Annotated in this window: 14 protein-coding genes; all 14 read right to left on the bottom strand. The window is 35.8% G+C overall.

Going from position 1 to position 26,877, the window contains the following annotated elements; genetic code table 11:
- Positions 1-118: 118 nt before the first annotated feature.
- The 14 genes from HBB17_RS01090 to HBB17_RS01025 all read right to left on the bottom strand — a co-directional run bounded on the left by HBB17_RS01090 (position 119) and on the right by HBB17_RS01025 (position 26,842).
- Positions 119-2,623: a tetratricopeptide repeat protein gene (locus HBB17_RS01090; protein ID WP_167954965.1), complete on the bottom strand. Its 2,505-nt coding sequence runs from the start codon at positions 2,621-2,623 to the stop codon at positions 119-121.
- 490 nt (positions 2,624-3,113) lie between these two features.
- Positions 3,114-4,487 carry an MATE family efflux transporter gene (locus HBB17_RS01085; RefSeq protein ID WP_167954963.1) on the bottom strand — a complete coding sequence of 458 codons (1,374 nt, stop codon included), beginning with the start codon at positions 4,485-4,487 and terminating at the stop codon, positions 3,114-3,116.
- Positions 4,459-6,882: a glycoside hydrolase family 2 TIM barrel-domain containing protein gene (locus HBB17_RS01080; RefSeq protein WP_167954961.1), complete on the bottom strand. Its 2,424-nt coding sequence runs from the start codon at positions 6,880-6,882 to the stop codon at positions 4,459-4,461. The genes HBB17_RS01085 and HBB17_RS01080 overlap by 29 nt, the downstream gene beginning before the upstream one ends.
- 204 nt (positions 6,883-7,086) lie before the next feature.
- A complete protein-coding gene (locus HBB17_RS01075; RefSeq protein WP_167954959.1) occupies positions 7,087-8,067 on the bottom strand; it encodes an AraC family transcriptional regulator in 981 nt (326 codons plus the stop codon).
- Positions 8,068-8,325: 258 nt separating this feature from the next.
- Complete coding sequence (locus HBB17_RS01070; RefSeq protein ID WP_167954957.1) at positions 8,326-9,375, bottom strand: ATP-binding protein; 1,050 nt, start codon at positions 9,373-9,375, stop codon at positions 8,326-8,328.
- A complete protein-coding gene (locus tag HBB17_RS01065; RefSeq protein ID WP_167954955.1) occupies positions 9,368-10,042 on the bottom strand; it encodes a response regulator transcription factor in 675 nt (224 codons plus the stop codon). Before HBB17_RS01065 ends, HBB17_RS01070 begins: the two co-directional genes overlap by 8 nt.
- A 6-nt stretch (positions 10,043-10,048) precedes the next feature.
- Positions 10,049-10,969 (bottom strand): sugar phosphate nucleotidyltransferase, encoded by a 921-nt coding sequence (locus HBB17_RS01060; protein WP_167954953.1) that lies wholly within the window; start codon positions 10,967-10,969, stop codon positions 10,049-10,051.
- 199 nt (positions 10,970-11,168) lie between these two features.
- Positions 11,169-11,495 carry a preprotein translocase subunit YajC gene (yajC, locus tag HBB17_RS01055; RefSeq protein ID WP_167954951.1) on the bottom strand — a complete coding sequence of 109 codons (327 nt, stop codon included), beginning with the start codon at positions 11,493-11,495 and terminating at the stop codon, positions 11,169-11,171.
- A gap of 50 nt (positions 11,496-11,545) precedes the next feature.
- A complete protein-coding gene (gene tgt / locus HBB17_RS01050; protein ID WP_167954949.1) occupies positions 11,546-12,682 on the bottom strand; it encodes a tRNA guanosine(34) transglycosylase Tgt in 1,137 nt (378 codons plus the stop codon).
- A 212-nt stretch (positions 12,683-12,894) separates the two neighbouring features.
- Positions 12,895-13,335 (bottom strand): hypothetical protein, encoded by a 441-nt coding sequence (locus HBB17_RS01045; RefSeq protein WP_167954947.1) that lies wholly within the window; start codon positions 13,333-13,335, stop codon positions 12,895-12,897.
- 293 nt (positions 13,336-13,628) lie between these two features.
- Positions 13,629-20,540 (bottom strand): family 43 glycosylhydrolase, encoded by a 6,912-nt coding sequence (locus HBB17_RS01040; protein WP_167954945.1) that lies wholly within the window; start codon positions 20,538-20,540, stop codon positions 13,629-13,631.
- A 193-nt stretch (positions 20,541-20,733) separates the two neighbouring features.
- Positions 20,734-22,887, bottom strand: coding sequence for a methyl-accepting chemotaxis protein (locus tag HBB17_RS01035; RefSeq protein ID WP_167954943.1), 2,154 nt, complete (start codon positions 22,885-22,887; stop codon positions 20,734-20,736).
- A 71-nt stretch (positions 22,888-22,958) separates the two neighbouring features.
- Positions 22,959-24,722, bottom strand: a complete 1,764-nt coding sequence (locus HBB17_RS01030) for a glycoside hydrolase family 35 protein (RefSeq protein WP_167954941.1) — start codon at positions 24,720-24,722, stop codon at positions 22,959-22,961.
- Positions 24,723-25,207: 485 nt separating this feature from the next.
- Positions 25,208-26,842 (bottom strand): ABC transporter substrate-binding protein, encoded by a 1,635-nt coding sequence (locus tag HBB17_RS01025; protein WP_167954940.1) that lies wholly within the window; start codon positions 26,840-26,842, stop codon positions 25,208-25,210.
- Between the last annotated feature and the right edge of the window lie 35 nt (positions 26,843-26,877).

Genomic DNA, 26,877 nt, shown 5'->3' with positions numbered 1-26,877 from the left:
CTTTCGAATCTGGTATCATTATACTAAAAAAAGAAATGTAATGCCTTAGATTTGGCTTACATTTCTTTTTTTTATCTTACATTCGTGTAAGATTGAAGTGGTTTTCTTAGCCCCTTATTCACTTGACTTTACCTTGATTGAATAAAAAACTATCTTGGTACTTTTGTATTGTAGTCAATAATTCCTCAGCCTGATTCTTAAAATCGCCTTCTGAATATAGCTTATTGACTATTTTTATTACTCTTTCACTATAGTCCAATGCTTCAGTTGCTTTCTTATTCTCACTTTTTGCAATATAAAATAAATCAATTGCTAGATTATAATATGCCTCAGCTAATTTCCCATTCATCTGATCCAAATATTTCTCTCGCACATCTACAATTTTCTTATCATATTCAAACGCTTTATAAACATTATTACGATACAGGCAAATGTTTGCCATATTTTGATACCATATCATTGTTTCTAAGTGATTTTCACCATATTTGTTTAATAACGTTGGATAAATTCTTTCTAGCACCTTTTCTGCATCGTCCAAATATGTTTCTGATGGGATATAGCTTATACTACTACTTTTAGCATCAGCATATTTATTTATAAGTAAACTACAGTATGCCATATCAATATTTAGTTTTTTCTCAGGAGTAATTTGAGAATTACTCATACTGTCTGCATAAAGATACTCTGCAGTAGCAAGGTCATAATCCTTTTGTTCAACACAAATTTCAATATATACTTCTCTAAAATAAAATAATCTTATATCATTTTTATCACATATTTTATTAAGAATAGTATATAAATTATCAGCATTAGAACGAGCTTCATCATACCTTTTAGCCATAGTTAAAATTCTTGTCAAATCATAAATTGAACTAGCCACATCATCATTAAATTGTGATGGATACATTTGAAGTTTTCTTTTAACTACTTTTGTTGCCCAATCAATTCCTTCGTCAAACCTACTTTGGTGACCACATGCTAATAATAATCCTTCCATTATGCAAAGTACTTCTTCATTCTCACCTTCGAAAGGTTCATAATATGATAAAATACTCTCAGCAATATTTATTCTTTTATTCAAGTCTGCTGAATTTAACATTAAATCAAAAAATTCTTTTTCTTTTGAAAGAATTGTATCAAGCAACGAGTATAAGCTTTTAATATTAATATGGTTCTGTAATAAAATTGATTGTTTTATTACTGGGTGCATACTATATCCTGTATCCTCTTTTTTTATCCATCCTCGCTTAATTAACCATTTTAGATTGTTTTTTGTAACCTTTATATTTTCTTTTGTTGAAATCCATTTCCAAAAATCAAATGGTAATATGTAATCTCTCATTATTGCAAAATTATACAAGATTTCATTTCGTTCTAAATTATCTGCTGACAATTTATATAACCTTGCCAAATGACCAGCAATCGTATCTTCAATCTTATTGTATCCTATTTGTATTTCATCCTCAGAATAGATATATCCAATCTCTATAACTGAATCAATAAATTCATTCAACGATGTTTCTGCCCATTTTGCTGCTTTAGCAACCATCTCAATTATTAATGTATGATAGTTAATTTTCTCAAGTAATGACTCTATTTTATTTTGGCAATTTGGTATTGGAGCATGTTCATAATAATCCCAAAATAATTTTAAAGCCTCTTTAGGTTTCACCGGATCAATTTGATACTTCGTAAATATATCATCTTCATTCCAATATCTAGTTGATAAAAAAATACGAACAGTTCCATTAAGGAATTGAAAAAACGGAGATTTTATTAGTTCTTCTGTTGCATTATCAATAAATATAATAATTTGTTCGCTTTTTCTCATAAAATATTTTCTAATAAAGTCTTCATTTTCACTTTTTTCTTTATCTAATTGAACAAGGTTACAATACTCTAGTATATCATTTAAAATATTGCCTTTATACGGAACCCATAACAAAGAAAATGATGTTTCATCTTTGTAATAATGATACAAAGAACGTAAGATAGATGTTTTTCCAATACCTCCAACACCATATATTGCAATATTATTATGATGTTCAGTTAACGTTATAATATCTTTAATTTCATCATCTCTGTATTTAAATTTACCTGTTGGATATGGCGCAGTATCCGTTAAAAACCTATTATTACTTTCAATTATACGATTCTCTTTATTTTCCATATTTTCTTCTATGCGATCTAGTGAAGTTATCATGGTTTTATTTTGATTTATTATTGTTTTATTCTGATTGATTAATACTTTATCTACCACAGAGGCATGTTTTTCAATATATTCATTTATTGCAGATAGAAGTATGTCTATCATTTCATCTACTTCATTATGCTCATAGTAACACAGATGTATCTTATCATATACACATCTCTTAATATACTCTCTATCAGTTTCATCTAATACTTCTATCTTTTCACTATTTGCAATAGTCTGTTTTAATCTATCTAATGCTCTTTCCACCATTTGATTGTCAGATGAATACATAAAAAAATCAAACTTATCCTTTTCTTTTGCTCTTCTTTCCCTAATTACATTTAGCCACGACCGACCAGCTTCTTCTGCTGTAATAATCGATGAAATGAATCCTACTATATCTGCTCCAGTCATCCCCTCAAAAATCATGTGATATTCTCCCCTATACATTTTTATACTTTTACATTTTGTATAAATATATTTTTTCTATACATTACTCCTTAGCAAAACGGAATTTGTAGTTTTGTTTGTTTTTATTTTAATATTAATTCTATAACTTTACATATTAAATTTTATTCTTCTATTCTTATTGTAACATTTCTATTCATTATTAGCCATTGAATTTTTCTCACCAAACTTCTCAAATGTATATACGAAACCATCAGCTGTGATTAAAAGGCATAACAATAGACACCCTATACACAAAATTATATTGTATTCAGGTGTCTTGCAATATAAAGCCTATCACAACTTAATCAATTTTTGCTTAAAATGGCGTAAGTAAAATTTTATAGTTTCCACATCTCCAGTAAAATCAACGTTAATAAAACTTATGATTACAGTTTTGTAAGATTGAAGTGCTATTCTAGAACTTTGGTTTGAAAACGACCATTTTATTGTGAATGAACAGTTATGTCAATTAAACTCTCTTGGATATCCACTTTTTGGATCGAAATCTGAAAAAGTACATAATTCCACGAAACATTTCATCCATTGCAAATGCGATCCAACAACCAGTAAGTCCGAGTCCCATTTGTATACCAAGGATATACGAGAATAAGATACTAATTCCCCACGCTGAAACGACAGCGATCATCATCGGAAACAAAACATCTCCCGCTCCACTCAATGAATTATTTTCAATATGATTAAATGCACGGCCAAATTCAACAAAAATATCGATCAGAAATATGATTCCAGTCATATGGATTATTTGCTGATTACTTGTAAACACACTCATAATCTGCCTGTGAAAAACATAGATAACACTTGAGAGAATCACATTTACAGTAACGGCAAATCTAAGTATTTGCTGATTTAGCACATATGCTTTCTCATATTCTCCTGCACCTTTCATCCAGCCAATCATAATAGCTGTTGCCAGTCCGATGGAATATCCCAGAACATACACATAAAAAACGATGGAAGACACATAAATCTTAGCCGTAAGCGCCATTGTTCCAAGCACTGCCAGTATGGAAGTTGATACCACCTGTGATAAGGAGTAAGACAGGCTACTTACTCCCCCTGGAATTCCGATATGTAGTATTCTTCTTATACATCGAAAACTTCTAAGTTTTTTCTTTCTAATATTAAGTTTCAGTCCTGCAGTGGCAAGAAATACCACACCAAGTACCAATGCCATCGATCTAGAAGTAACATTTGCAATAGCAATTCCTCTTGTTCCAACATATTTTTCATTAATATTCCCATATAGAACAATTGCGTTAAGTATTACATTCAATACATTCATCAATAAGGACACGACCACCGCTCTCTTTGGTCGTCCATAACTTCTTAAAATTGCTGAAATAACCGACATGATTCCCTGAAGGAATGCAAAGGAGATAACAATCCTGAAATACACCACAGCCATGGATAACACGTTTCCTTCAAGCTGCATAAGTTTCATCAGGGGACCTGCAAAGTTAGCGAGAATAATGCCCACTACCAGACTTAATCCACCACAGAAAACAATAGAAGTAACTGCTGCATCCGATGCTTCCTCCTTCGAACCTGCACCTAGCCTATGACTGATTACGACTGATGTACCACCACTTATTACGGCAAACGTTGTATATATGAATCCGATTAATTGGTTTGCAGCACCTACCGCAGCAACCGCATCATCTGCATAATTACCAAGCATCAATGTGTTTACCGTACCCATCATATTCATTAGTAACTGCTCTACAAACAATGGAATAAAGAGGCCCATAAGTGTCATCTTACCTTCGGCTGTGTCAATGCTCATATTCTTAAAATTAAGCAAACATAAGCTCCACTTTTTCATCTCTCATTCCCTCTGCTTTCACAAGTAAACGAATATTTCCTAGACCATTTCTTCTAATATATACAAGCAAATGTCCATTCAAGGTCATGCGTGCATCTTCCGTATAACTTGTATTATCTGAGAGATTTCCATTTTCCAGGCCTAAGAGCTCACCTACTCCTTGTACTTCTGCGGTAATAACATGCTCATCATTTTGAACGACCTTTCCTTCCTGATCAAGAAGAGATACCTCTACTTGATAGATGTATCCTATTGTATCTGGAATGTTATAGTCTGCACTGTCATCTTTCCATAATTTTGCCGCTAATACTGCTGCTTTTCCAGTGGTGGAAAGATTCGTCACACATACAACTTCTCCTTCTTCATTTTTTCCTTCTGCAAGAATTACTCCGGGTTCATAATCAATTTCAAACTGATACCACCCTTCCTTGTTATAGCCAGCCTGTTCACCAATCCTTTTATCATTCAGATACAGGCATACCCTTGGTTGATTGGAATAACAACGAATGATTACTTTCTGTCCTAATTCATAATTCCACGATGTTTGACAAGGAATCCATTCCTCATCCACATCGATTGCTTCTCTTGTTGCAATTCCAATAAACGGAGCTGTCTGCCAATACGATTTTCTTGCAAGGAATCTATGCTTTGGGAATCCTGCAAGATCCATAAGTCCAGCACTCGATCCATGAATTGGCCATCCACTTGCCTCTCCCAGATAATCAATTCCTGTCCAAAGAAACTGTCCACTTATATAGGAATTATCCTTCACAGTTTTCCAAGCTGCGTAAGTATGGTTATTCTCACTTCCTATAAATGGTTTTGCCTGAAAGGTTTTATGATCCTGTTCGTATAGGTGCTCTTTGTAATTATATCCAACAACATCGAGTGAATCAAAGATTCCAAGCGTTGCCGAGAGTTCCGGGAATGCCAATGCCATGGTTACGGGTCTGCTTTCATCTTCTTCTTTCACGATGTTAGAAAGTTCTCTTGCTATTGCAACCATTCGTGTTGCATCTGGCTTATTCGGGTCATAGATACGTTCTTCTGCAGGCTTGTTTGCATCGTTATTTCCTGTCATACTCTGAAAACTACTGTGGCAGTATGGATCATTGGGATAATCAATCTCATTTCCAATGCTCCACATAATAACAGCTGGATGCTTTCGGTCACGCCGTACCATATCTCTTAAATCTTTTTCATGCCATTGCGCAAAATCTTCTGCATATCCCTGATGTTTCGGTGGGTAAACATTATGTCCTACTGACCATTTGTTTTTCGGAGTTTCCCACTCATCAAAGGCTTCATCCATCATGAGAAAGCCTAATTCATCGCATAGTTCATACAGTTGTGGCATATGAGGATTATGACTGCATCGAATTGCATTGCATCCACATTCTTTGAGTGTGAGAAGACGTCTTTTCCACACCTCTTTTGTCACCGCAGCGCCTAACACACCTGCATCATGATGAACACAAACACCTTTTAGCTTTGTTTCTACACCATTTAGAAAAAATCCTTTTTCCGCATCGAACTGTATTGTTCGAATACCAATCTTTTGCACATCTGCAACATAGGACTCTCTATTCGTATGATACATGCTTTCCATTGTATAGAGATATGGATTTTCACAGTTCCATAAATTTGGTTTTGGCATTGTAACATTCCACTGAAATGTTTTAGTCGTTCCACCTATTATCATTGCATCATTCTTCTGGTCAAGGACGATTTTGCCTTCCTGATCCCGTATTCTTGTTTCAACCGTTATTTTCTCATCAATATCCTTCTCATTCACAATCTCATGGTGAATTACAAGATGTGCATATGCTTCACTGGCATCTATTGTTGTACTATATATTCCATCTTCTGCAGCATGCACTGCTTCTTCCACAATTAGTGAAACACCTCTTGTCATTCCGCTACCAGTAAACCATCTTGAATCTGCCACATCCAGATGTGAGACCTTCACACAGAGTACATTCTCTGTCTCTCCAAAGCAGGCAAATGGTGTTATATCATATGAAAATGGTGTATATCCATTGGGATGTTTCCCGAGATCATAACTATTAATCCATACGTGACTATTCTTGTATACGCCATCAAAATGAATGCGAATTCTCTTTCCCTTGTAGTTCTCCGGTATGTTAAAATGCAGACGATACCAAGCAATTCCACCTTGTAAATACCCTGTTCCACTGGAATTTCTTTTATCAAATGGACCTGTAACGGACCAATCATGAGGCAAGTTTACACTAGTATAAGAAGCATCATCCCAGCCCTTATACCAAGCATCTTCCGTTTCATCTTCATAAGGATTCATTACCATAGATGAATAATTGTTACGGACTAAGACAAATCTCCAGCCCTGATTTAGCGAAATAATTGTTTTATCCATAGAAAACCTCCTTTTGTAGTTTACCTGAGTATACTACAAAAGGATTTCATAAAACAATGTATATAAGCATCTCGTCTTGTCTTATAACGACTTTTTCACTTAACTTCACATAAAAAAACCTTAACTTTTATTCCCTTGATGTTACGCAGAATTTTGCACTTCGTGTTCCCATTCTACTAAAAACATGAGAACTTCGCTTTCAGGCTAATTTCTCATGTTTTTGTGGGTCCCAAGGTCAGATAATTGCACGCAAGCATGCATTGTACGACCTTTTGCCCCTGACATCTTCATATACATACTTGGTGACATTCCAACATGGCGTTTAAATACCTTACTAAAATAATACTCATCTGGATAGCCCACTCTCTGACCAATCACACGACTATGCATATTGGTCTGCTCCATCAGTCTTTTCGCGTGCTCGATTCTTACTGTGGTAAGATAGGAGAATATTGTTTGTCCAATCATTTGTTTGAATTCTCTATTCATATAATCAAAATTACAAGCAAATAAATCTTCAATCGTTGTGCTTGCAATATCCTCATAATAATATTGATTCAAATAATCTTGAATTTGTTGAATCTTCAAATAGCTTTTTGGGATACTCCCACCCTGGCTCTTATTATGATTCGTAATATACCATCTGGAAATTACGATAAATACTTTTAGAATGTCCATAGAAACCATTGTTTTATGATTCTCCATTACACTGAAATCTTCCCGAATAGCCTTTTGAATAAGTTCTGTTAGATAAACCTGATCGGCTATATTTTGAATATGCCAATGTTTTGGTAGGAACAAGATCTGTTCATCATATCCACCATAGGAAACCTCGTATAACTCTTGATTTCTGCATCTTCGCTGAAATTGTTTTGTTAACTCAAGATCCGTTTCATCCAACTCCACCAACTTCATATCCTTACATTGAAAGTGAACATAATAATAATTACATTTTGTAGCATCGACACCTTCATGCGTACGATTTCCATCCAAAATGCACACATCTCCTGGCAGAAGAATCAATTCTTTACCATCTTCCTTAAGATGCATCTCACCAGATTTTATATAGTACAAGATTTGTTCTCCTGCTCTTCTTTTTCTATGTACATAGGGAGGGCTAATCGTGGCTTCATCTAAGAAGTGTATTCTTGGCAATACTTCCGCATTCATCTTATAAAATTCCATATTCTCACCTATTCATATATATTCAAATGAAAATGCTGGATAAAATTCAGTAATCCTACCATCTCATCCAGCATACTATAATTTTACGCAAACTTCGCACTTGCAGTTTTGAACGTGTATGCGATTGCCATGTGCGAAGTTTGCGTTATTAATGTTTCTCTCCAATCAATATATTATCGACTAATTTCATGATAATCAAAAGATCATTTCATTGAATGATAAACCGATATCGTATGATTTATATAAAATGGAGACAAGCTAAAATATTTCCAGGTTTTCTTTTGGAAAGAAAATACTCACTTTGGTTCCTTCCCTTACTTTTGACTCCACCGATATACTACAGGATAAACGATCTGCTACCTTTTTGCACAGATACAACCCAATTCCTGTTGCTTTTTGATTCATTCGTCCATTCAATCCGGTATATCCCTTTTCAAAGATTCTTGGAATATCTTCTTCTTTAATTCCTATTCCTGTATCCTCGATAACCAAAACTGTCCGATTGATATAATCTTTCTCACTATAGATGTGAATGGTTCCCTCTTTGGTATATTTCAAAGCATTGGACAAGATCTGTTCAATTAGAAATGCAAGCCACCTTTCGTCCGTCTGTACACTTACTTCCAGATTATCCATAACAAGGGTATTCTTTTCATGGATGAAGATCGTCGCATATTTCTTCACAACTTTCTTCACGATCTTCTCTAAATCATAAGGGCTTAAGATAAAATCATTGCTCATATTATCAATACGAAGATATTCTAAAACAATAGAAGCATACTGCTCTATCTTAAACACTTCTTGTTTCATTGCACTCTTCAAACTATATTCAAGATCCGAATTATCAAGTAGTAAGGAAAGCGCTGCGATTGGGGTTTTAATCTGGTGTACCCACATTGTAAAGTACTCAATCTGCCCTTTGTAGCGCATCTCCATTTGGTCGGAACATTCCTTCGCCTTTTCATACAAAGCAGATATGATCTGCTCGTATTCCTGCTCAAGACACGTGCTAGGCACATACGTCTCCGTCTCATAGACGGATACATTTTCCAAACGTTGTTGCAGTTTTATGTATTTATTCTTTTGCAAACGAAAATCGATCACAACGATAACAATTGAAAGAAATAGCTCAATTTCAACACAATACCATGCTGCTTCTACCCGATATCCATACAGATATTGTAGAAAAGGAAATAGAAAGCCACTAAGAAATAGAAGTAAGAAAAATGTAACTCTAAGCTTCATATAATCAATAAAACGAAATGATTTCATAACAACACCTTCTTCTCTACTTACAGGATCAATCACTGATTAAGTAGCCGATTCCTTTTTTTGTTGTAATAAATTGTTCCAATCCAATATCCTCTAACTTCTTTCGAATTCTTGTCATATTCACCGTTAACGTATTATCGTCAATAAAACAATCACTATCCCATAGCTTTTTCATGATTTCTTCTCTGGATACAACCGTATTCTTTTTTTCCATTAATAACTGCAGGATTCGAAACTCATTTTTTGTAAGATCAAGTTTCGTCTCCTGATACGTTAAGGTTGCTTCTCCTATATTCAAAATTGCCCCACGGTGTTCAATGGTTGTAACCTGGGTCATATAAGAATAACTTCTTCGTAGCAAAGCTTGAATCTTTGCTACGACAACAGAAAGGTCAAACGGTTTTGTAATAAAATCATCTCCCCCCATATTCATTGCCATTACGATATTCATATTATCGGTATTAGAGGAAATGAATACGATTGGTACGTTGGATTCTTTACGTATCTCCGAACACCAATAAAAACCATTAAAATATGGTAATGTTATATCCATTAGAACAAGGTGAGGTGAATATGAACGAAATTTTTGAATAACCAGATCGAATTCTTCCACATATGTAGATTCATATCCCCATTTGTTCAGATTTTCCGATAGAATCTTTGCTATCGTCTGGTCATCTTCTACAATTAAAATTTTAAACATGTATGTCTACCTCCAAAGTTCATCTGGGTACATACCATTTGCTTTCATCTGTGCCACTGCTTGCACAACACTTTCCTTATCTTCTTTGTATGTTACACCATACCATTTATCTTCTGAATTCAATACCTTAACCGTTGCACGTTCTTCTTTCAACAGTTGATCCACAACACTTGGTAGAAAATATTCGGCTTTTAATGGGTTGTTTGGTACTTCTTCCTTTAAGAAGAAAGCAAAACGTTTTCTTAACTCTTCTAACATACCTTGCGTAAATCCCCACATATTCATAGAAACAATAGTATCTTCTGCAAGGGAATGATACGTCTTTCCTTCATCTTCTGTGTAAGCAATGCCCTGTACCATCGTCTCAATACGTGTCCGTTCAACAATTCCTTGTAACATCTGTTCAGTATTAAGTACACAGATTCCTCTTGATACATAACCATTCTCCGTTACGGTATTCTTCAGACGATATCCTACCATGGTATACCGATATTTCGTGTCATCCTTTGCCTCACAAAGATACTGGTAAATCATCTTAAAGGCACTTACACCGTAATAATCATCGGCATTAATAACAGCAAAAGGCCCTTTGATTGCTTGTAAGCAACTAAGAACGGCATGACCTGTTCCCCAAGGCTTTACACGTCCCTCCGGAATTTGAAATCCTTCTGGAATTGCAGCCAGATTTTGAAATACATACTCTACTTCCATATGTTTTGCAATGGGATTTCCCACTAGTTCACGAAAATCCTTTTCTAATTCTTTCTTTATAACAAAGATGACCTTTTCAAAACCTGCTCTTTTTGCATCATATATAGAAAAATCAATTATTTTATGTCCTTGTGGATCAATGGGATCCATTTGCTTTAATCCGCCATATCTACTGCCCATTCCTGCAGCCATAATCACTAATACTGGTTTTGTCATCCCAATACCTCCTCTTACTTATTTACTCTATAATACTACCCTTAATTCCATCTTTTGTCTAGCTTTTTGCTTTTTGGAACAGAACAAAAAAACAACCAAAATTCGTATGAATCTTGGTTGTTTGCTGTTTCAATCGTATTTATTTCCAGTAATTAAACTTTGCATACAAAAAACGATACGTGCAACATTTTCGTTATTACTATTTTGTTTCTTCTGGTTTTTCAATTTCTATGATTGCAGATTTTTGCATTGGAATTCTACAATTCTTATTGTTACCAAATTCAAGAATAACAACATCTTCCATAACATCAATTACAACACCATAAAAGCCGCTTGAAGTAAGAACACTATCTCCATTGGCAACCGTTGTTAACATTGCAGCATGGGATTTTTGTTGTTTCTTCTGTGGACGGATTGCGATAAAGTAAAAAGCTACACCAATGATTAATAAATAACCAAGGGTAAATACAATACTCATTCCACCTCCTGCTGTATTTGATGCTGTGTTTAAAATAACTCCATTCATTTCTATTCCTCCTATACATCTAAAAAATTAATGATCTTTGTCACTAAATTTTAGTCTTCACCATTGGCAGCAAAACCATCTAGTTTCGCTTTCTTGTATGCTTTATAAGCACCTTGGTCTATAGCATCACGGATTTCTTCCATCATCGTATTATAGAAATACAGATTGTGTATAACAATTAATCGAAGACCTAACATCTCTTTTGCTTTTAGCAAATGACGGATATACGCTCGGCTATATCTACGACAAGCGGGACATTGGCATCCTTCTTCGATTGGACGTGAATCCAGTTCAAACCTTGCATTTAGTAGATTAATCTTTCCTTTGTTGGTATATGCATGTCCATGTCGACCATTTCTTGTTGGATAAACACAATCAAAGAAATCAACCCCACGGTCTACTGCTTCTAATATATTGGCTGGTGTTCCAACTCCCATAAGATAAGTTGGTTTCTCAAGCGGAAGGTATGGAACCGTTTCTTCAATGATTCGATACATCTCTTCGTGAGATTCTCCAACTGCCAAACCACCTAATGCATACCCATCAAGATCCATCTCAGAGATTCGTTTGGCATGTTCAATTCGGATATCTTCAAATGTTCCACCTTGGTTAATACCAAATAACATCTGATTTTTATTAATTGTATCTTCTAACGAATTCAAACGTGCCATTTCTTTCTTACAACGCTCTAACCATCTTGTAGTCCGATCCACAGAGTTTTGCATATATTCTCTTGTTGCTGGATGGGGAGGGCATTCATCAAATGCCATCGCAATGGTTGACGCAAGATTGGATTGAATCTGCATACTTTCTTCTGGACCCATGAAAATCTTACGACCATCAATATGAGAATTAAAATAAACGCCTTCTTCTTTGATCTTACGTAGTCCTGCTAAGGAAAATACTTGGAAACCGCCTGAATCAGTAAGGATTGGCTTATCCCAAACCATAAACTTATGCAATCCACCAAGTTGTTTGACCACTTTATCTCCTGGACGTACATGGAGATGATACGTATTGGATAATTCCACTTGTGTTTTCAGACCTTCCAAATCTTCTGTAGAAACTGCACCTTTAATTGCGGCACATGTTCCAACATTCATAAACACTGGTGTTTGGATTACACCATGAACCGTATGGAATTCTCCACGTTTTGCCATGCCATCCTGTTTTAATAACTTGTACATCTAACCTCCCAGTCAAATCTGTTTGCTCGTGCTTAACTTCACCTATGCATACATCTGACATTTTCACATGGTAATCTTTGTAACTCACTTTAACATATTCTGCTACAGTCAATATTAAAAGTATAACTAGATTATAACCTTTTTTCAACTTATTTTTTCATATTTAATAAATATATTAGAATTGTTAGATCTTATCACATTCCATTGTTTCACTATTTGTTATACCGATTGTTTCCCAACAGCCATTGTTTTGCTTTTTCGAAATCATCAATTAAGCCAACTTGAAAAGGTAATTCTTCTTTTCTTTTACGTATATACCGTTTCCACTTCCAATCCAAACCAACTAAAACTACTTTTTTAATTGGTCTATTGAGCTGACACAATGGAGTTAGAATCTGCTCAAGTAAATTTGGATCTACCTTTGTCTCATCTAAATTAATGGCAATAAATGAGCTGCTGGAGGGTTTTCGAATCTGTTCTAAGTCCATATAGTATTTCCTCATTACCGTATTTCTCTCTGCAATTCCATCAAGGTGCTCTGCCCATATCTCTCCACCATTATAATATAAGGAAAAAGATTTTTTAAACACACCGAAGTTATTCACCGATTTTCCTGGTTTCTTACTCATAATTCTTAATCCCTTACTAGCCATGTCTTTCCTCCCTCCATATCCGGATTTTTGCATTATCATAACGATCTCCGCCTTCACTTCTTGATATAAATACGCGTCCTCAACTATCAGTCTAATTATATCGTTTCGCTATATCGTTATGATACATTATAACATAAGCAAAACAATTAACAATAGTACTACAGTAAAAAAGTAACCAAAATTGGTTAATACCCCCCTTCAATAAATAAAGAAAAACAATTTTCAATGAATGAAATGTCAGAAACAAAATGATTCAGACCTTCCATTCATGAAAATTGTTTTCACCACGAAACTTATTTTACGTTCTTAACGGTTACCTTAATCTTCTTACTAATCTTCCCTACTGTTACTGTAATATAAGCCGTTCCTGCTTTCTTAGCTGTAACTTTTCCGTTCTTCGTAACAGTAAGTATTTTTGTATTCGAGCTTGTAAAGGTAACTTTCTTACAATCTACTCCATACCCTTTTACCGTAAATGTTTTTCTTTCTCCAACTTTCATTGTTTTCGCATAGGTCTTAAAAGTAAGAGACGCTTTCTTAACCGTAATTTTTGTAGTTACTGATTTAACATAATTACCAATTTGTACTTTTGTTGTAATTGTTGCAGTTCCTGCACGTTTTGCAGTAATCGTTCCATTTTTGCTAACTGTTGCAACTTTCTTGTTATTCGATTGATACGTTGTTTGAATTTCTAAAGCACCATTCTGTCTTGCTTCCTCTAGAATTGAATCCATTGTCACTTTTACGCCAACTTGATTGCCTACTGTTCCACCTGTGTATAACGTTTTGTTTCTTGGTGTTACAATACTCTTACTTGCTAAGGAATCAATCATTAAATCATTTGAGAAGACAATGATATACTCTGAAGCATGACGCATAACAAAACCAAGTTCTCCTGTTTTTGACACTTTGGATATGCCCGCTAATTCAAACTTCTTTTGCTCTGGATTATGATAATACAGATACGCATATTGCTCTTTCTTATCCTGTAACTGTGAAATTTGCAATACTGCTGGTATTACGAAACTTCCGTCATATTTGATAGAAATCTCCATTGTATCAGTCTCTTTGAAGGAATCTTTTTCCTCTTCTGTAATCTGTGTATTCGTTTGAATACTTAAATCCAAATCAACCACATTTTCTTTCTTATATTCTTTTGTAACAGAAGCTCCATCAATAATCCAAGAAAAATTCGCCGTATAATGGATTACTGCTTTTACCTCTTGCTTGACTAATTCAAGTAGAATATCCTTCGGAATCGTTGTTGCACCATTCATGTCAATTGTAACGATCTTACTCTCATTGGTTTTATCTTGACCAATACCTACAATTTCTTCACGAATTTCATTCCAACCAAAGGCAGAGCCATTACCGCTTTGTGGAATTGGATCTTTACTAGTTGGACCTTTGTTTGTATCTGTGGTTGGTTCTTTCGTTGGCTCTTGCGTTGGTTCTTGTGTTGGCTCTTGTGTTGGCTCTTGTGTTGGTTCTGGTGTTGGTTCTGGTGATTGTGTTGCAACTGTACCAAAGACACGTACTTCATGAATTCCACGGTACCAAGTAGCAACACTTCCATTATTGCTGTTAATCTGGTTAGTTACCGTTATACGAATATAACGATATTCACCCGTTAATTCATGTTCTGTAAAAGAAGTTGTCGTATTCGATGTTGCATCAATTAATTTCGTATACGTTTCATCATCCTTAGAACCTTCTACAATATATTGATAGTATACCTCTGATCCTTTCCAAGCTCTCCAGCAAATATCGAGATCGGTTAAATCGTATTGCTGCCCAAGGTCAACTTTCCACCAATATGGCATTGTACCTGTATCCGTATCAAAATAAGCATTCACATCGTTATCGATTCCATCGATTGCTTTTTCTGGTTCGTATCCAATCTCATAGCTACTTGCCGTTGCTGTTTTCCCTTTTGCGACATTAGTGCTACTAGTCTCTGTAGCAATGCCTGTCTTTGCATTAATCTGCCATTTGCTTTGATATTCCATGGAGATCGTACCATCTTGTAATGTCATAGGTAGCCAGATATATTTGGACTCCCCTAACTTATTCGGATTCCAGCGGTCACCAATATAGATATAGGAAGTTGCTTCTGTTCCCTTAATCGTTAGAATATTAGCAGGTTGTGTATAATACGTTGAGGTATTACCAAAAGTTGTAGCCTCTGACCAACCACTACCATCGGTGATATTCTGCGTATAATAATACTGTCCTTGATTTGGATACCAGCCAGATTGTCCCGAAGTGAGCATATAGTAATAACCATCTTTCTTCACCACTGCCGGTGCTTCTCTATACTGTCCTTCTTGAATGGTATATAATTTTTTATCGATTCCTGTATATGTATCATTTAACAGATAAACATCCAGATTTGCATTGCTATGTGCAGATGAGATCAGATATGCCTGTTTATCTTCATCTACAAAAATAGTGAAGTCACGTGATTGATCTCCTGGATCAAAATGTCCAAGATATGTATAATCTCCTGTAATGGTATCACAAGTTGCTACCACAACATGACCCTTATTATAATTACCAGCTTCTTCCCAATGTCCCCACATAACATAGGTATCTGTTTTTTCATTGTATACTACTTTTGGTCTTTCAATCTTGCAATCTGCCAGTTCTTCGTGTGTACTTGTGGTTACAATATCATTCTCATATGTCCAGTTCAAAAGATCGGTTGATGAATATGCACTTATGCCTTTTAGTACTGCACTATTGTGGGACTTATTCTCTCCGAACCAATAGTATTTTCCATCTTCAAATAGGAATCCGCCACCATGTGCTTGAATTAAGTTATCATCTTCGTCAACCCATAGATCTCCATTGGATATGGTTACGGTATTCACCGTATTTGTCTTAACTAGTTCGATTGCAAGCCAGCTAAGAACTGGATCCTGAGAAGTTCCATTCTTTGCAATTCGTACCGTTATTACGGAAGCTTCCGGAATAGTAAAACTTCCTGTAGCGACCTTCTTCTTCTCACTTGTTGGAACATTTCCACTAACTTGGTTCCAGCCAACATTGGAAGCAATTGTCTGCTTTACAATGGTATGGGAAGCATCTGTATACTCCACTGTAACGTCCATATGTCTTGGCTGATTCCACCATTCATTCAGTCCAGTTGATAATTGATAGGTTCCTTCATCAAGTTTGAACTGGTAGGTAATATCTTTACCAGCTTTCGCATAATACCCAGACTCAAAGCGATCTTCTGAATCCGCAGCATGTTGAGCAAAATCCGTACCCAATACACCTGAATAACCCCACGTACCATCAAATGCCTGGTCAGACACCTTATTGATTAGATAGTTTGAAGTATTCTTGATTGCTTCATAACTCTTGGAATTTATTGTAGCCGCATCTACGTAATAGACTAGTTTTGGAGAATACACTAAGATTGTTTTACTAATTGGTAATCCCGTACTTTGTAATGTACCAGTAACAATAACTTGATTTCCTATCTGGTTAAATGCATTGTCCTCGACTGCATCCCATACAATCGTGTCGTCGGTATATTCTCCATATTGCAATACTTTGGCTGTTGTTGGTAATTCTGAAGCCGAATACCCTTGACGAACTTTAGAAGGCACATCGGTAGCAATTTCCGTACCTAGCTCATCCCCAAGTGTTTTTGGGGTTAATGCTTTATCATAAATCTTAATATTATCATAGTATCCAATAAAATATGGATCATTAAAGAAAGACTTTCCCAAATACGTTATAACGTCAGGACCGAAATCAGATATAGAAGTTGGAACACTTGTATTCTGATTTACAAGAACTCCATTCACATATAATTTCATTGTATTTTCTGTCAGTACGATGATGACATGATTCCAGTCTTGTTCAAGAATCGCATTCGTACTCATTGAAGTTTCATTTGAATAACTGCCTGTGGTAATAGCAAGTCGTCCTGAAGTTCCTCCCTGTTTGTACAAAAGATATTTATTCGTATCTTTTCCAATTCCCAACGTAAAGAAATTCCCTGTCGATTTCGACTTAACATCCATTATAATCGTTAAGTCATTCTTTCCATCAAGTAGCCCTGTTGGTAATTGTGCAAATGACTCTTCTCCATCAAGATATAGTACCTGGCCTTTTTCCACATCTTCCACATAGGTTGCATTGCCATATCTTGTACCATCATTTCCATTACCAGAATCGTCTTGAATACTTGTTCCTGATAGGGTTTCATTGAAGGAATAGGACAAAATAGGTTGTATGGTCATCTCACCTAGTTCAATTCTCCGTTCATCTACATGTGCTTTTGCTTGTTGAAATGCAAAATCAATTTCTGTAATTGTAAGTGCTGCATTAATCCAAGCTTTTCCTTCACTGATACAAGTTGTATAATTGGCATTATCGGCTATATCTGCAACATACGTATTAAAATCCGCTAATTTTTCCAAACGATACTTCTCAATCTTATCTCCAATTGAGTCAATTGCCAACCAACTGAGGATTGGATCTGATGATCCCGTCTTAGCAATACTGATTGTTACCTCTGCTGCTGTCGAAATGTTGAAATCATAGGTATATGCTGCCTTACCCGAATTACTAAGTGTACCAATGACCGTTGAAACTTCTTCCCCTTTCTCATTGGTATATTTCATTGTTATAGACATGGAACGGTTAACACCCCACCATTCATTAAAACCAGCGGATAAGGAATAACTTCCTGCCTCCAACGGAACCTTGTAATCAATTGTTTTATCCGAATATGCCCACCAACCATTATAGTAGGTATCCGCGCTTGTATTATTTTTATAATCTATATCTGTACCAATCGTACCAGTATATCCCCAACTTCCTTCTACAAATGCTTGATCAAATGCATTTTTATTCTTAAGGTCTTCCACCTTTTCCAAAACTTTATTGTACATATCAGAACTTACTGTAGCACCACAATCAATGTAGTATTGTAGGGTTGAAGGTATATATATAACGTTTGCAGAGATTGTTGTATCATATTCCTTTAGTGTTCCAATCACCGTATTGCTGTCACCTGCAATCAATCCCGATGTATTCCAGGTAACCTCCACTGCTACTTCAGACCAAGTACCTTCTCTATATACCCGAAGATTCACCGTTTCAGGTAATTCACTTACATCATAATATTCAGGCTGAAGTGTTGTCTTTAGTTGAATGGTATTCAGATCATCCAATGTCTCTAAAGACCAGTTCGAATAACTTTCCAAAGAGAGTTTTCCTGTTGGATCCAACTTAACTGGAAGCCACACATATCTGGAATCTTCCAAAGTTGAAGAATTCCAACGGTCTCCCATATAGATGAATTTACCAGATTCTCGGTCAACTTCGATCACATTGGTACTTTGTGTTTTAAAGGATTGTCCTGTAGAATCATTCACACAAGGGTCTCCCATATTCGTCCAAGTACCAAGGATTTCATCTGCAACCCACCATTGTGATGCATTTGGATCCCAACCAGTTGCTCCCGAATTGATCATGTAATACTTTCCGTTGTATTTAAATACTGCCGGTGCCTCTCTTTGTGCACCTGGATATAGTCGAACAAAATCTTCTCCGTAAACTGCAGTATCCACATCGTTGGACAGATATGTATAGTCTTCATTCAATTTTGATATGAACATCGTCCGATTTTCTTCACTGGAATAGATAATGTATCCGGTTTCATCATCATCCACAAATAGATTCATATCCCGTGCAAACCCTGCACTATCTTCATACCATTCTCCTAGTTTTTGATCTTCTGGACATACATTTAATCGATAACGATCAATAAAGGTAAACGGTCCATTCGGCGTATCACTTACTGCTACACCAACTGCTGCAGCTGCATAATTTGAATCCGGTGCTTCCAAAGTTGGACCATCATCATGAAACCACATCACGTATTTGTTTGTTTTTTTATTATAGATTACTTTTGGTCGTTCAATAACTGACGTAGAGTTATTAATACACAGATAAACATTATCCTTTTGTGTATCCGTTAAACTTCCATAAAGCGCAGTAAAATAAGGATCGCTATCTAACTGGTCTCTTGAATTTATATCTCGCATAACATACCCTTCAAATGTCCAGTTATATAAGTCTGTTGAGGAATATGCACTGATACCATTACTCCGATATCCTTTCGTTTTGTCCTCACCATACCACCACCACTTTGTTTCTCCGTTGTATGTCAGTTTCTGTACCTGACCACCATGTGCTTGAATGGGAACCCCATTGGTATCTTTCCAGACAGCTCCATCTACGCCCGAGAAGGATGTATAGGTCTCAACCGTACGCAAACTATCATACCCCTCCTCTAATTGATCATAGTAATCTTGTAGTTTCGTTGCCTCTGTTGTCCCCTCCAGATACGTATTGATTTCATTAATCAACGCATTCAATTGTTGTAATGAACTAATTGTAGAAGCTCCATCTAGATATAGGGAAGAATCCAACGCATTTTCAGCAAATTGAACGCCTTCTGCCTGTCGATTATTAATCTCTTCCTTGATTATATTAATCTTTTGTCTTAAAACCTCTGTAGTCATATCTGGAACAACTTTCACGATAATATAATTAAGTATTGGATCTTTATAGGAATCTGTCCGATCTGGATTATGTACAAATACATTAAGTTGTCCATCGGATACCGTTATCTCATTAACGCTTTCTACTAACTTATTCTGCGTTAAGTCTAAGGCATCCGAAACGGTTGTATCTTCCAAAACAACATCAATAGGTCGCCAAGACCAAGGATTATAAAATCCAACCGTTACTTCGTATGTTGCAGCTGGTACTTCAAAATCATAGTAAAATCCGCTTGTCCCCGATACATATGTGATGTCACCTGTGTGCCATCTTGTATCTGTTTTATTCACACTTGTTGCATCTCCACTGGATACTTTTACAGAATTTACATCGTCTGCCCGATATCCCCAGGAGTAACCCGTGTTTGCATCTTCTCCATACATTTGGTCTGTTACGGATTGATACAATCCCATTTTATCCCCATCTGCTACCGAATCCACAATTGTTGCACCACAATTTACGTAGTAGACGATATAATCATTGGCACTTAAATCAGCTTCACTTGGCGTCGTAGCTGCATTTACTTTCGTAGGGTTGTTTCCTATGAATAGTGACTGCGCTATCATACAAATACAAACTAGTACTGCAATAAGATTTTTGATTCGTTTTCGTTTCATTTCCATACTCCTTTTCCTTTTAATCCTTTCCTATCAGCACCCAATTTTATTCTGTCTGTTCTTGTATGTCTTTTTTAGTCAGGTTCTTTGCATGATTATACATTGTGTCATGTTGCCTTATTTTTTGCATGATCATGCATCGTGTCAGGTTGTCTTCTTCTTTTACATGATCATGCATTGTATTATGTTGCTTCTATATTTTCTTATGTTTTTTCCTTGTTTTCACTGTTTCTGCTTTTTCATCCTGTTCACATTGAAATACATGTATTGCTTCTACAAGTTCTCTCGAATTCTGATCAAGTTCCTCTGCTGTCTCCTGCAATTGTTCTACCGCTAGCTTTTGCATCTGTACAACCGTATTTACTTCATTCACAGATTGCTCATTCTCTGTTGAAACGATTTGAATTGCGACCATGGAATTCTCCGTTTGCTTCTTGATCTGTTCGATATCATTGATGTTATTAATAATATCATTCATTTTGTCCACCAATGTTCCAACCTGATCGCTAATATGATCAAATGCCTCCATCGTTTCATTAACTACATATTCCTGTGATTCAACAACCTGTTCAACTTCCTTAGCTGTATCTACGGTTCCATTAGTTCGCATATGAATCCCATCAATGAGAATGTTGGTTTGTTTCGCAGCTTCCATTGACTGTGCTGCAAGTTTATTAATTTCGCTTGCTACAACCGCGAAACCTTTTCCTGCCTCTCCCGCTCTCGCTGCCTCGATGGACGCATTTAATGAAAGAAGTTCGGTTTGTTCTGCAATTCCATTGATAACTTGAATGACTTTATTAATGGAATTTGCCTCTTCTGATAATTCATATATGTTCTGAATAATCTGAGAAGAAATCTTACTTGTTTTAGATGTTCTTCTTTGAAGATCTTCCATCTTGGACATTCCACTATGTATCGCGTCCGTTGTCGTACAAACAATACTTTCTATTTCCTGTGCATTCTTATTGACAACTTCCACATGTTCCGAAAGGATTTGCATCTGTGATGTACAACTTTGCGTCTCCCCGGATTGCCTTCCTACTCCATCTTCAATCTTTTCCTGTGCATGAATAATATTGTTACTTGCTTCTACGAATACTTCTGTTGATTCCGTTACATTCTTAACAGAATTCATAACTACACCACTTAAGTATTCCACCTGTAACACTAATTCCTTCATATTTTGGAACATACGATTCATGCTACCAGATAATTCACCAAACTCATCTTTTCGCTTCGTGGTAATCTTCGTTGTCAAATCTCCATCGGAAGCTTTCTTCATACCATGAATCAATTTGTGAATGATCCTAGCAAAATCCGTAGCGATACCAATACTAATGATAATTGAGACCAGTACTGCAATTGCAACAATTATATAGGTAGCCTGCTTAATATTCTGAGGTTGTGAAACAATATGCTCTTTGTCAATCATTGCACAAAGAGTTGCCCCAGTATCTCCAATCTTCTTATATATGAACAAATACTTCTTGCCTTTGCATTCTACATACGACGATGCTCCATCTTCCTCGCTATTTATTGCCTTCTCATAAAAATCCTGGTTATAAAACATTGGTTGATCAGAATCTTTCAGCTCCGGTTTATTCAATAGCTCTTTACCATCTTCTGAAATAACAGCAACATAACTATCTTTTCCATAATCAATTTCTTGAATGGTATCTAAGATTGTCGATTCCTTCATATCGATCATTACCAATCCATTATTATCCTCTGTTCTTCGAATGATTCTCATATAGTAGTTTTCCGAAAGATTGTCTAATATGGTATCAATCTCATCAGATGTACTCCAAAGGAAACCTGCTTTTGCTTCAATCAGTTTCTTTCCTGTTTCCGTATCAATAATCTGACTGAGCATTCCACTCTTACTGCCAACAATCGTACTAACAAGGGAATCCTCTCCAATCAAATGGATTGCTTCAATGAATTCATCTGCTTTAATTTTTGCCAATATGTTCTTCTTTATCGTTTTTGCATTTACTACCATTTCCGTTTCTTTTGCATCCTGATACTTCGAAAAATTACGCATGATCATATCATCATTAATGTATTGAAAGGATGTACTCTCCGCTTGTGAAAAACCTTGTGTCAAATATTTTTCAGCCATATTAATATTACTCACTGCGGAATTCTCATAAAGTGATATGATTGCCTTAGAAGCTATATAATACGATATTCCTCCAAGAGCAATTATGAAACATATTGGGATAATAAAGCCAAGCATTAACTTGGCTCGAATTCCAAATATTTTTATTCTTTTTTCTTTTGTATACCTCTCCTTTGTTTGTTTTTCCTTTGTTTGTTTTTCCTTCATTCGATTCATCTTCATAATCATACCTTCTCTTTCATTTACAACATGACTTGCATTTGAAGTAGGTAAATATAATAAAAAAGGAACCGCTACACAACAGGAGGTAATTCTGGTCCTAAGTCAGGCGTATTAACTAACTTGATCTGTTCTCCTGCCTTTCCTTCTGACTCAAAAATGATTAGTTCGTTCTTTCCTTGCTTTAGTAAAGGCCCTGGAATATAAAGATTTTTCTGTGGACCAACTTCATAAAACCTGCCAATGTTAAATCCATTTACTGTAACAAAACCTTTTCCCCAACCTTCTAATTCAAGAAATGTATCTCCCACTACATCAACATCCACTTCAAATTGGTAAAATGCAGGTCGATTCTCTGTGTATCCAGCGTTATACTGCAATTGGTCAAGATTATCCATTGGTAAATTATAGATTTCCCAATTATAATGCTGATGACCATTGATTAAAACCGCACCATTAATCCCCTTTCTTTGTCTTTCCATTCGTACACCAAAGTTCACTCGTCCCATATTCTCCATAAGAATATCTAACGAATCCTGTGGTTGAACCTCTAGATTACATGTATATCCTTTCTGTAACTCCAGATCATACATTGTGGCAATCTCATTCTGGTTCAAATATATTTTTGCTCGGTCATTTGCTTCTAGCAAATGTAATTGTTTCAATTTTGTTTGAGCTGATAGCACCGTTCGATAGAGAATATAACCATAGGATTGATCTAGCTTTTCCATGGAAACAGGATATAAAGATTCCGACTTTCTTCCTATATACGGCAAAGATTCAAATAATCCAACTTTGTTTCTTGGTTTGTATGTACCATAAGCTTTTCGTTCAATCTTTGTTGAAAAAGGAACCTCTGGCAACTCTATATATTTGCTTAGAACATGTTGAAATGCTTTGTATTTTTCTGTAATCTGTCCATCTTCCGTTAACAATGCATCGTAATCATAAGATGTTACATCGGGTGTTAAGTAATCGTAATAGTTTGCGCCATTCATAAAGCCAAAATTTGTTCCACCAACAAACATATAGATATTCACATTTCCGTATTTGATCATATCTTCAAAATCAGAAGCATTTTTTTCTACAGATGCGGTATGATGTCCTTCACTACCCCAATCATCAAACCAGCCAACCCAGAATTCCATACACATTAATGGTCCTGTAACTTTTTTCTTCATAAACTCAAATCTTCCTATTGTATCAGAACCAAAATTACCCGTTTGGTAAACGCCTTCCACTTTACCACAAGCAAAAGCCTCATCCATCGGTCCATCTGATGTTACAAGTGGAACATTCACCCCAAAAGCAATCAATAGATCACGTAATGTTTCCAAATACTTTTTGTCGTCGCCATAGTAGCCATATTCATTTTCAACTTGCATCATGATTACATTGCCACCATTTGTGACTTGATATTTTGCAAGTTTTGGTATAAGCACCTGATAATAATCTTTTACATGATTAATATATGGCTGATCGCTGCATCGAAGTCTCATACCATCTTCTTTTAGTAGCCATGCAGGTAAGCCACCAAATTCCCATTCTCCACAAATGTAGGGAGATGGACGTAAGATGATATACAATCCTAACTCCGTCGCAATTTGTATAAATCTCTCCACATCTAATATACCTTCAAAACAGAATTCTCCTTTTACTGGCTCATGCAAATTCCATGGTATATAGGTTTCCACTGTATTGCAGCCAAGTGCCTTCAATTTCTCAAGACGGTCTCTCCAGTATTCAGGAACAATTCGGAAATAATGTATTCCCCCAGATATGATCTGTATTTTTTTATTGTCTAAATAAAAATTATCTTTGATCTCAAATACACTCACTTGTCTTCCTCCTATTGTATTATCTATTTTGTAAATGCAGAAAACGCCTTCAAACTCCTGTTTTCCATCTCATTACTTTCCTCGTTGTTGAACTATTGAACATACTACCCACACTGTCATTGCCATTATAAATCTCAATATTTTCAATCATGCTACAAGTGATTGTAATCATATATACCTTTACCTGTAATACTGATCTTTCTAATACGGTAATCTATATTCTATCTTTTCCATTTGTATCTATTGGAGCAATCCACAGTAATATTGCGCCGAGCACAGTCAGCTTCAGCTGACATTTACCTTATGTGCGAGTGCGCATCCCCCGGAGGGTTTATATACCAGGAACGTCGGAGGACTTTCCTAGTATATAAAAAAACTGAGTGTAACAGATTGAAACTGAATAATTACGATCTGTCACACTCAGTTCACTAAAATCAGGTGTCTATAGTCTATGGGAACGTTTCATTACCTAAGAGACTTTTTCATTAATTTTTAAGTGAATCTAATTGTTTTTGTAATTCTGCCATTACATCTTCTATACCAGCTGACTTCAAGGCACTTCTGAACTCTTTAACAGTACCTTCTGGATTATCTGATTTACCAAATGCAATGATTGGCATATAGGTATTGAATACATCGGATAAGTTTGACATTTGTGACTTGATATCATCTGTATTGAATACGATTTGTCCATATGGATAGTCGATAGCGAATTGTGAATATTCTTGGAATTTTTGATCTTTTCCTTCGTTATACCAAGTTGAGTTAGGTAATTCTAAAGCATCGTTACGACCCCACCAGTAATTGGTTTGGATTGCATCAGCTGTATCGTCATATCCGTCTGGTCTTTCTAATTGACCTTCTGCATTAACTGTATATTGTTTGCCTTCAATACCATAGTTGAATAAACGATAACATTCTTCGTCATTTCTTAATAAATCATAAACCATAAGTGCTCTTTCAGGATTTGCAGATCCAGAAGAGATTGCAGTTGCACCATGAGTGATTGATAATGCTGTAAGGTTCTTTGTTTCTTCACCAAAGTAGAAGAATCCTACATCAGATCCTGGTTGTTTCTCATCCATTTTTGGACGAACTGTTGTATACCAAGTTTGTGTATGATGTTGATCTGCTCCTGTCTGTCCAGCATAAAGTTCTTCACGAGTATCACCATTATAATTTAAAACATCGCTTCTCCAGTATCCTGCTTCAGCCCATTGTTTCATTGTATTAGCGAAATCAACTAATTCATTGCCTTCATAGAATGCAGAAGTTAATGTGTAAAGATCATCTTTGCTTGCACCATAGAATAGAGGTACTTCAAGACCTTCAATGAAGATATCATCTGTCTTAGATGAAATCCAACCACCTGATAATGAGTTCATGATTGTTGTACCACTACCAGAAGCATCCCAAGGAATAACATCTGTTTTATTATCTTTGATATATTGGAAGTAAGTTCCTAAATCTTCCCAGCTATGTACACCATTTGTTAATCCAGCTTCTTTTGCCCAATCACCACGATACATAAATCCATGATTTGTCCATTGTGCATAGTTATCTTCTGGGATTAAATAGATTTCTCCATTCAATTTACACATTTCCCAATGATCTGCTGAAACAGAAGCATATGTTTGTGGTGCATAAGTCTTTAACATATCTTCGCTAAGTTCAAGGAATGCACCTTTTTTCGCATTTGGCCAAGCATCCAACCAGTCAGTAGCTGTACCAACTAAGTCAACAGAACCATCATTTTGAGCTAATGTTAAGTTATAATTTGTTAAATAATCTGTCCAGCCAATCCAGTAAATGTTAAGTTCTGCATTAACTTTTTCAGTAAGAATTGCATTTAACTTTTCCATCATTTCTTCTGTCTTACCATTGGTTGGTTTATCTCCTGTGATCATGTAATTGATTACGACATGTTTTGACGTATCAATACTTGGAGTCTCTGCAGTATCGTCGCTGCTTGTATCACCGCTTGCATCGGTACTTGTTGTTTCTTCTGAAGTTTTTGTGTCTGCATTTGTCGTATTGTTGTTTTTTTCTTTTTTACCACAAGCTGTCATACTTGCTACCATACATGCTACCATAAGTACTGCCAAAAATTTTTTTCTCATAAACTTCCTCCTTTTAATTGGTTTATCTCATTTGA

Source organism: Anaerosporobacter faecicola, assembly GCF_012070565.1.
Taxonomy (GTDB): domain Bacteria; phylum Bacillota; class Clostridia; order Lachnospirales; family Lachnospiraceae; genus Anaerosporobacter; species Anaerosporobacter faecicola.
The sequence above is the reverse complement of the archived record's forward strand: the minus strand, read 5'-3'. Positions and strand labels throughout refer to the sequence as shown.

Coding starts and splice junctions, on each gene's coding strand:
- HBB17_RS01040 (WP_167954945.1), bottom strand. CDS start 20,540: ATGAAACGAAAACGAATCAAAAATCTTATTGCAGTACTAGTTTGTATT.
- HBB17_RS01080 (WP_167954961.1), bottom strand. CDS start 6,882: ATGGATAAAACAATTATTTCGCTAAATCAGGGCTGGAGATTTGTCTTA.
- HBB17_RS01045 (WP_167954947.1), bottom strand. CDS start 13,335: ATGGCTAGTAAGGGATTAAGAATTATGAGTAAGAAACCAGGAAAATCG.
- HBB17_RS01035 (WP_167954943.1), bottom strand. CDS start 22,887: ATGAAGATGAATCGAATGAAGGAAAAACAAACAAAGGAAAAACAAACA.
- HBB17_RS01060 (WP_167954953.1), bottom strand. CDS start 10,969: ATGACAAAACCAGTATTAGTGATTATGGCTGCAGGAATGGGCAGTAGA.
- HBB17_RS01090 (WP_167954965.1), bottom strand. CDS start 2,623: ATGATTTTTGAGGGGATGACTGGAGCAGATATAGTAGGATTCATTTCA.
- HBB17_RS01065 (WP_167954955.1), bottom strand. CDS start 10,042: ATGTTTAAAATTTTAATTGTAGAAGATGACCAGACGATAGCAAAGATT.
- yajC (WP_167954951.1), bottom strand. CDS start 11,495: ATGAATGGAGTTATTTTAAACACAGCATCAAATACAGCAGGAGGTGGA.
- tgt (WP_167954949.1), bottom strand. CDS start 12,682: ATGTACAAGTTATTAAAACAGGATGGCATGGCAAAACGTGGAGAATTC.
- HBB17_RS01025 (WP_167954940.1), bottom strand. CDS start 26,842: ATGAGAAAAAAATTTTTGGCAGTACTTATGGTAGCATGTATGGTAGCA.
- HBB17_RS01085 (WP_167954963.1), bottom strand. CDS start 4,487: ATGAAAAAGTGGAGCTTATGTTTGCTTAATTTTAAGAATATGAGCATT.
- HBB17_RS01075 (WP_167954959.1), bottom strand. CDS start 8,067: ATGGAATTTTATAAGATGAATGCGGAAGTATTGCCAAGAATACACTTC.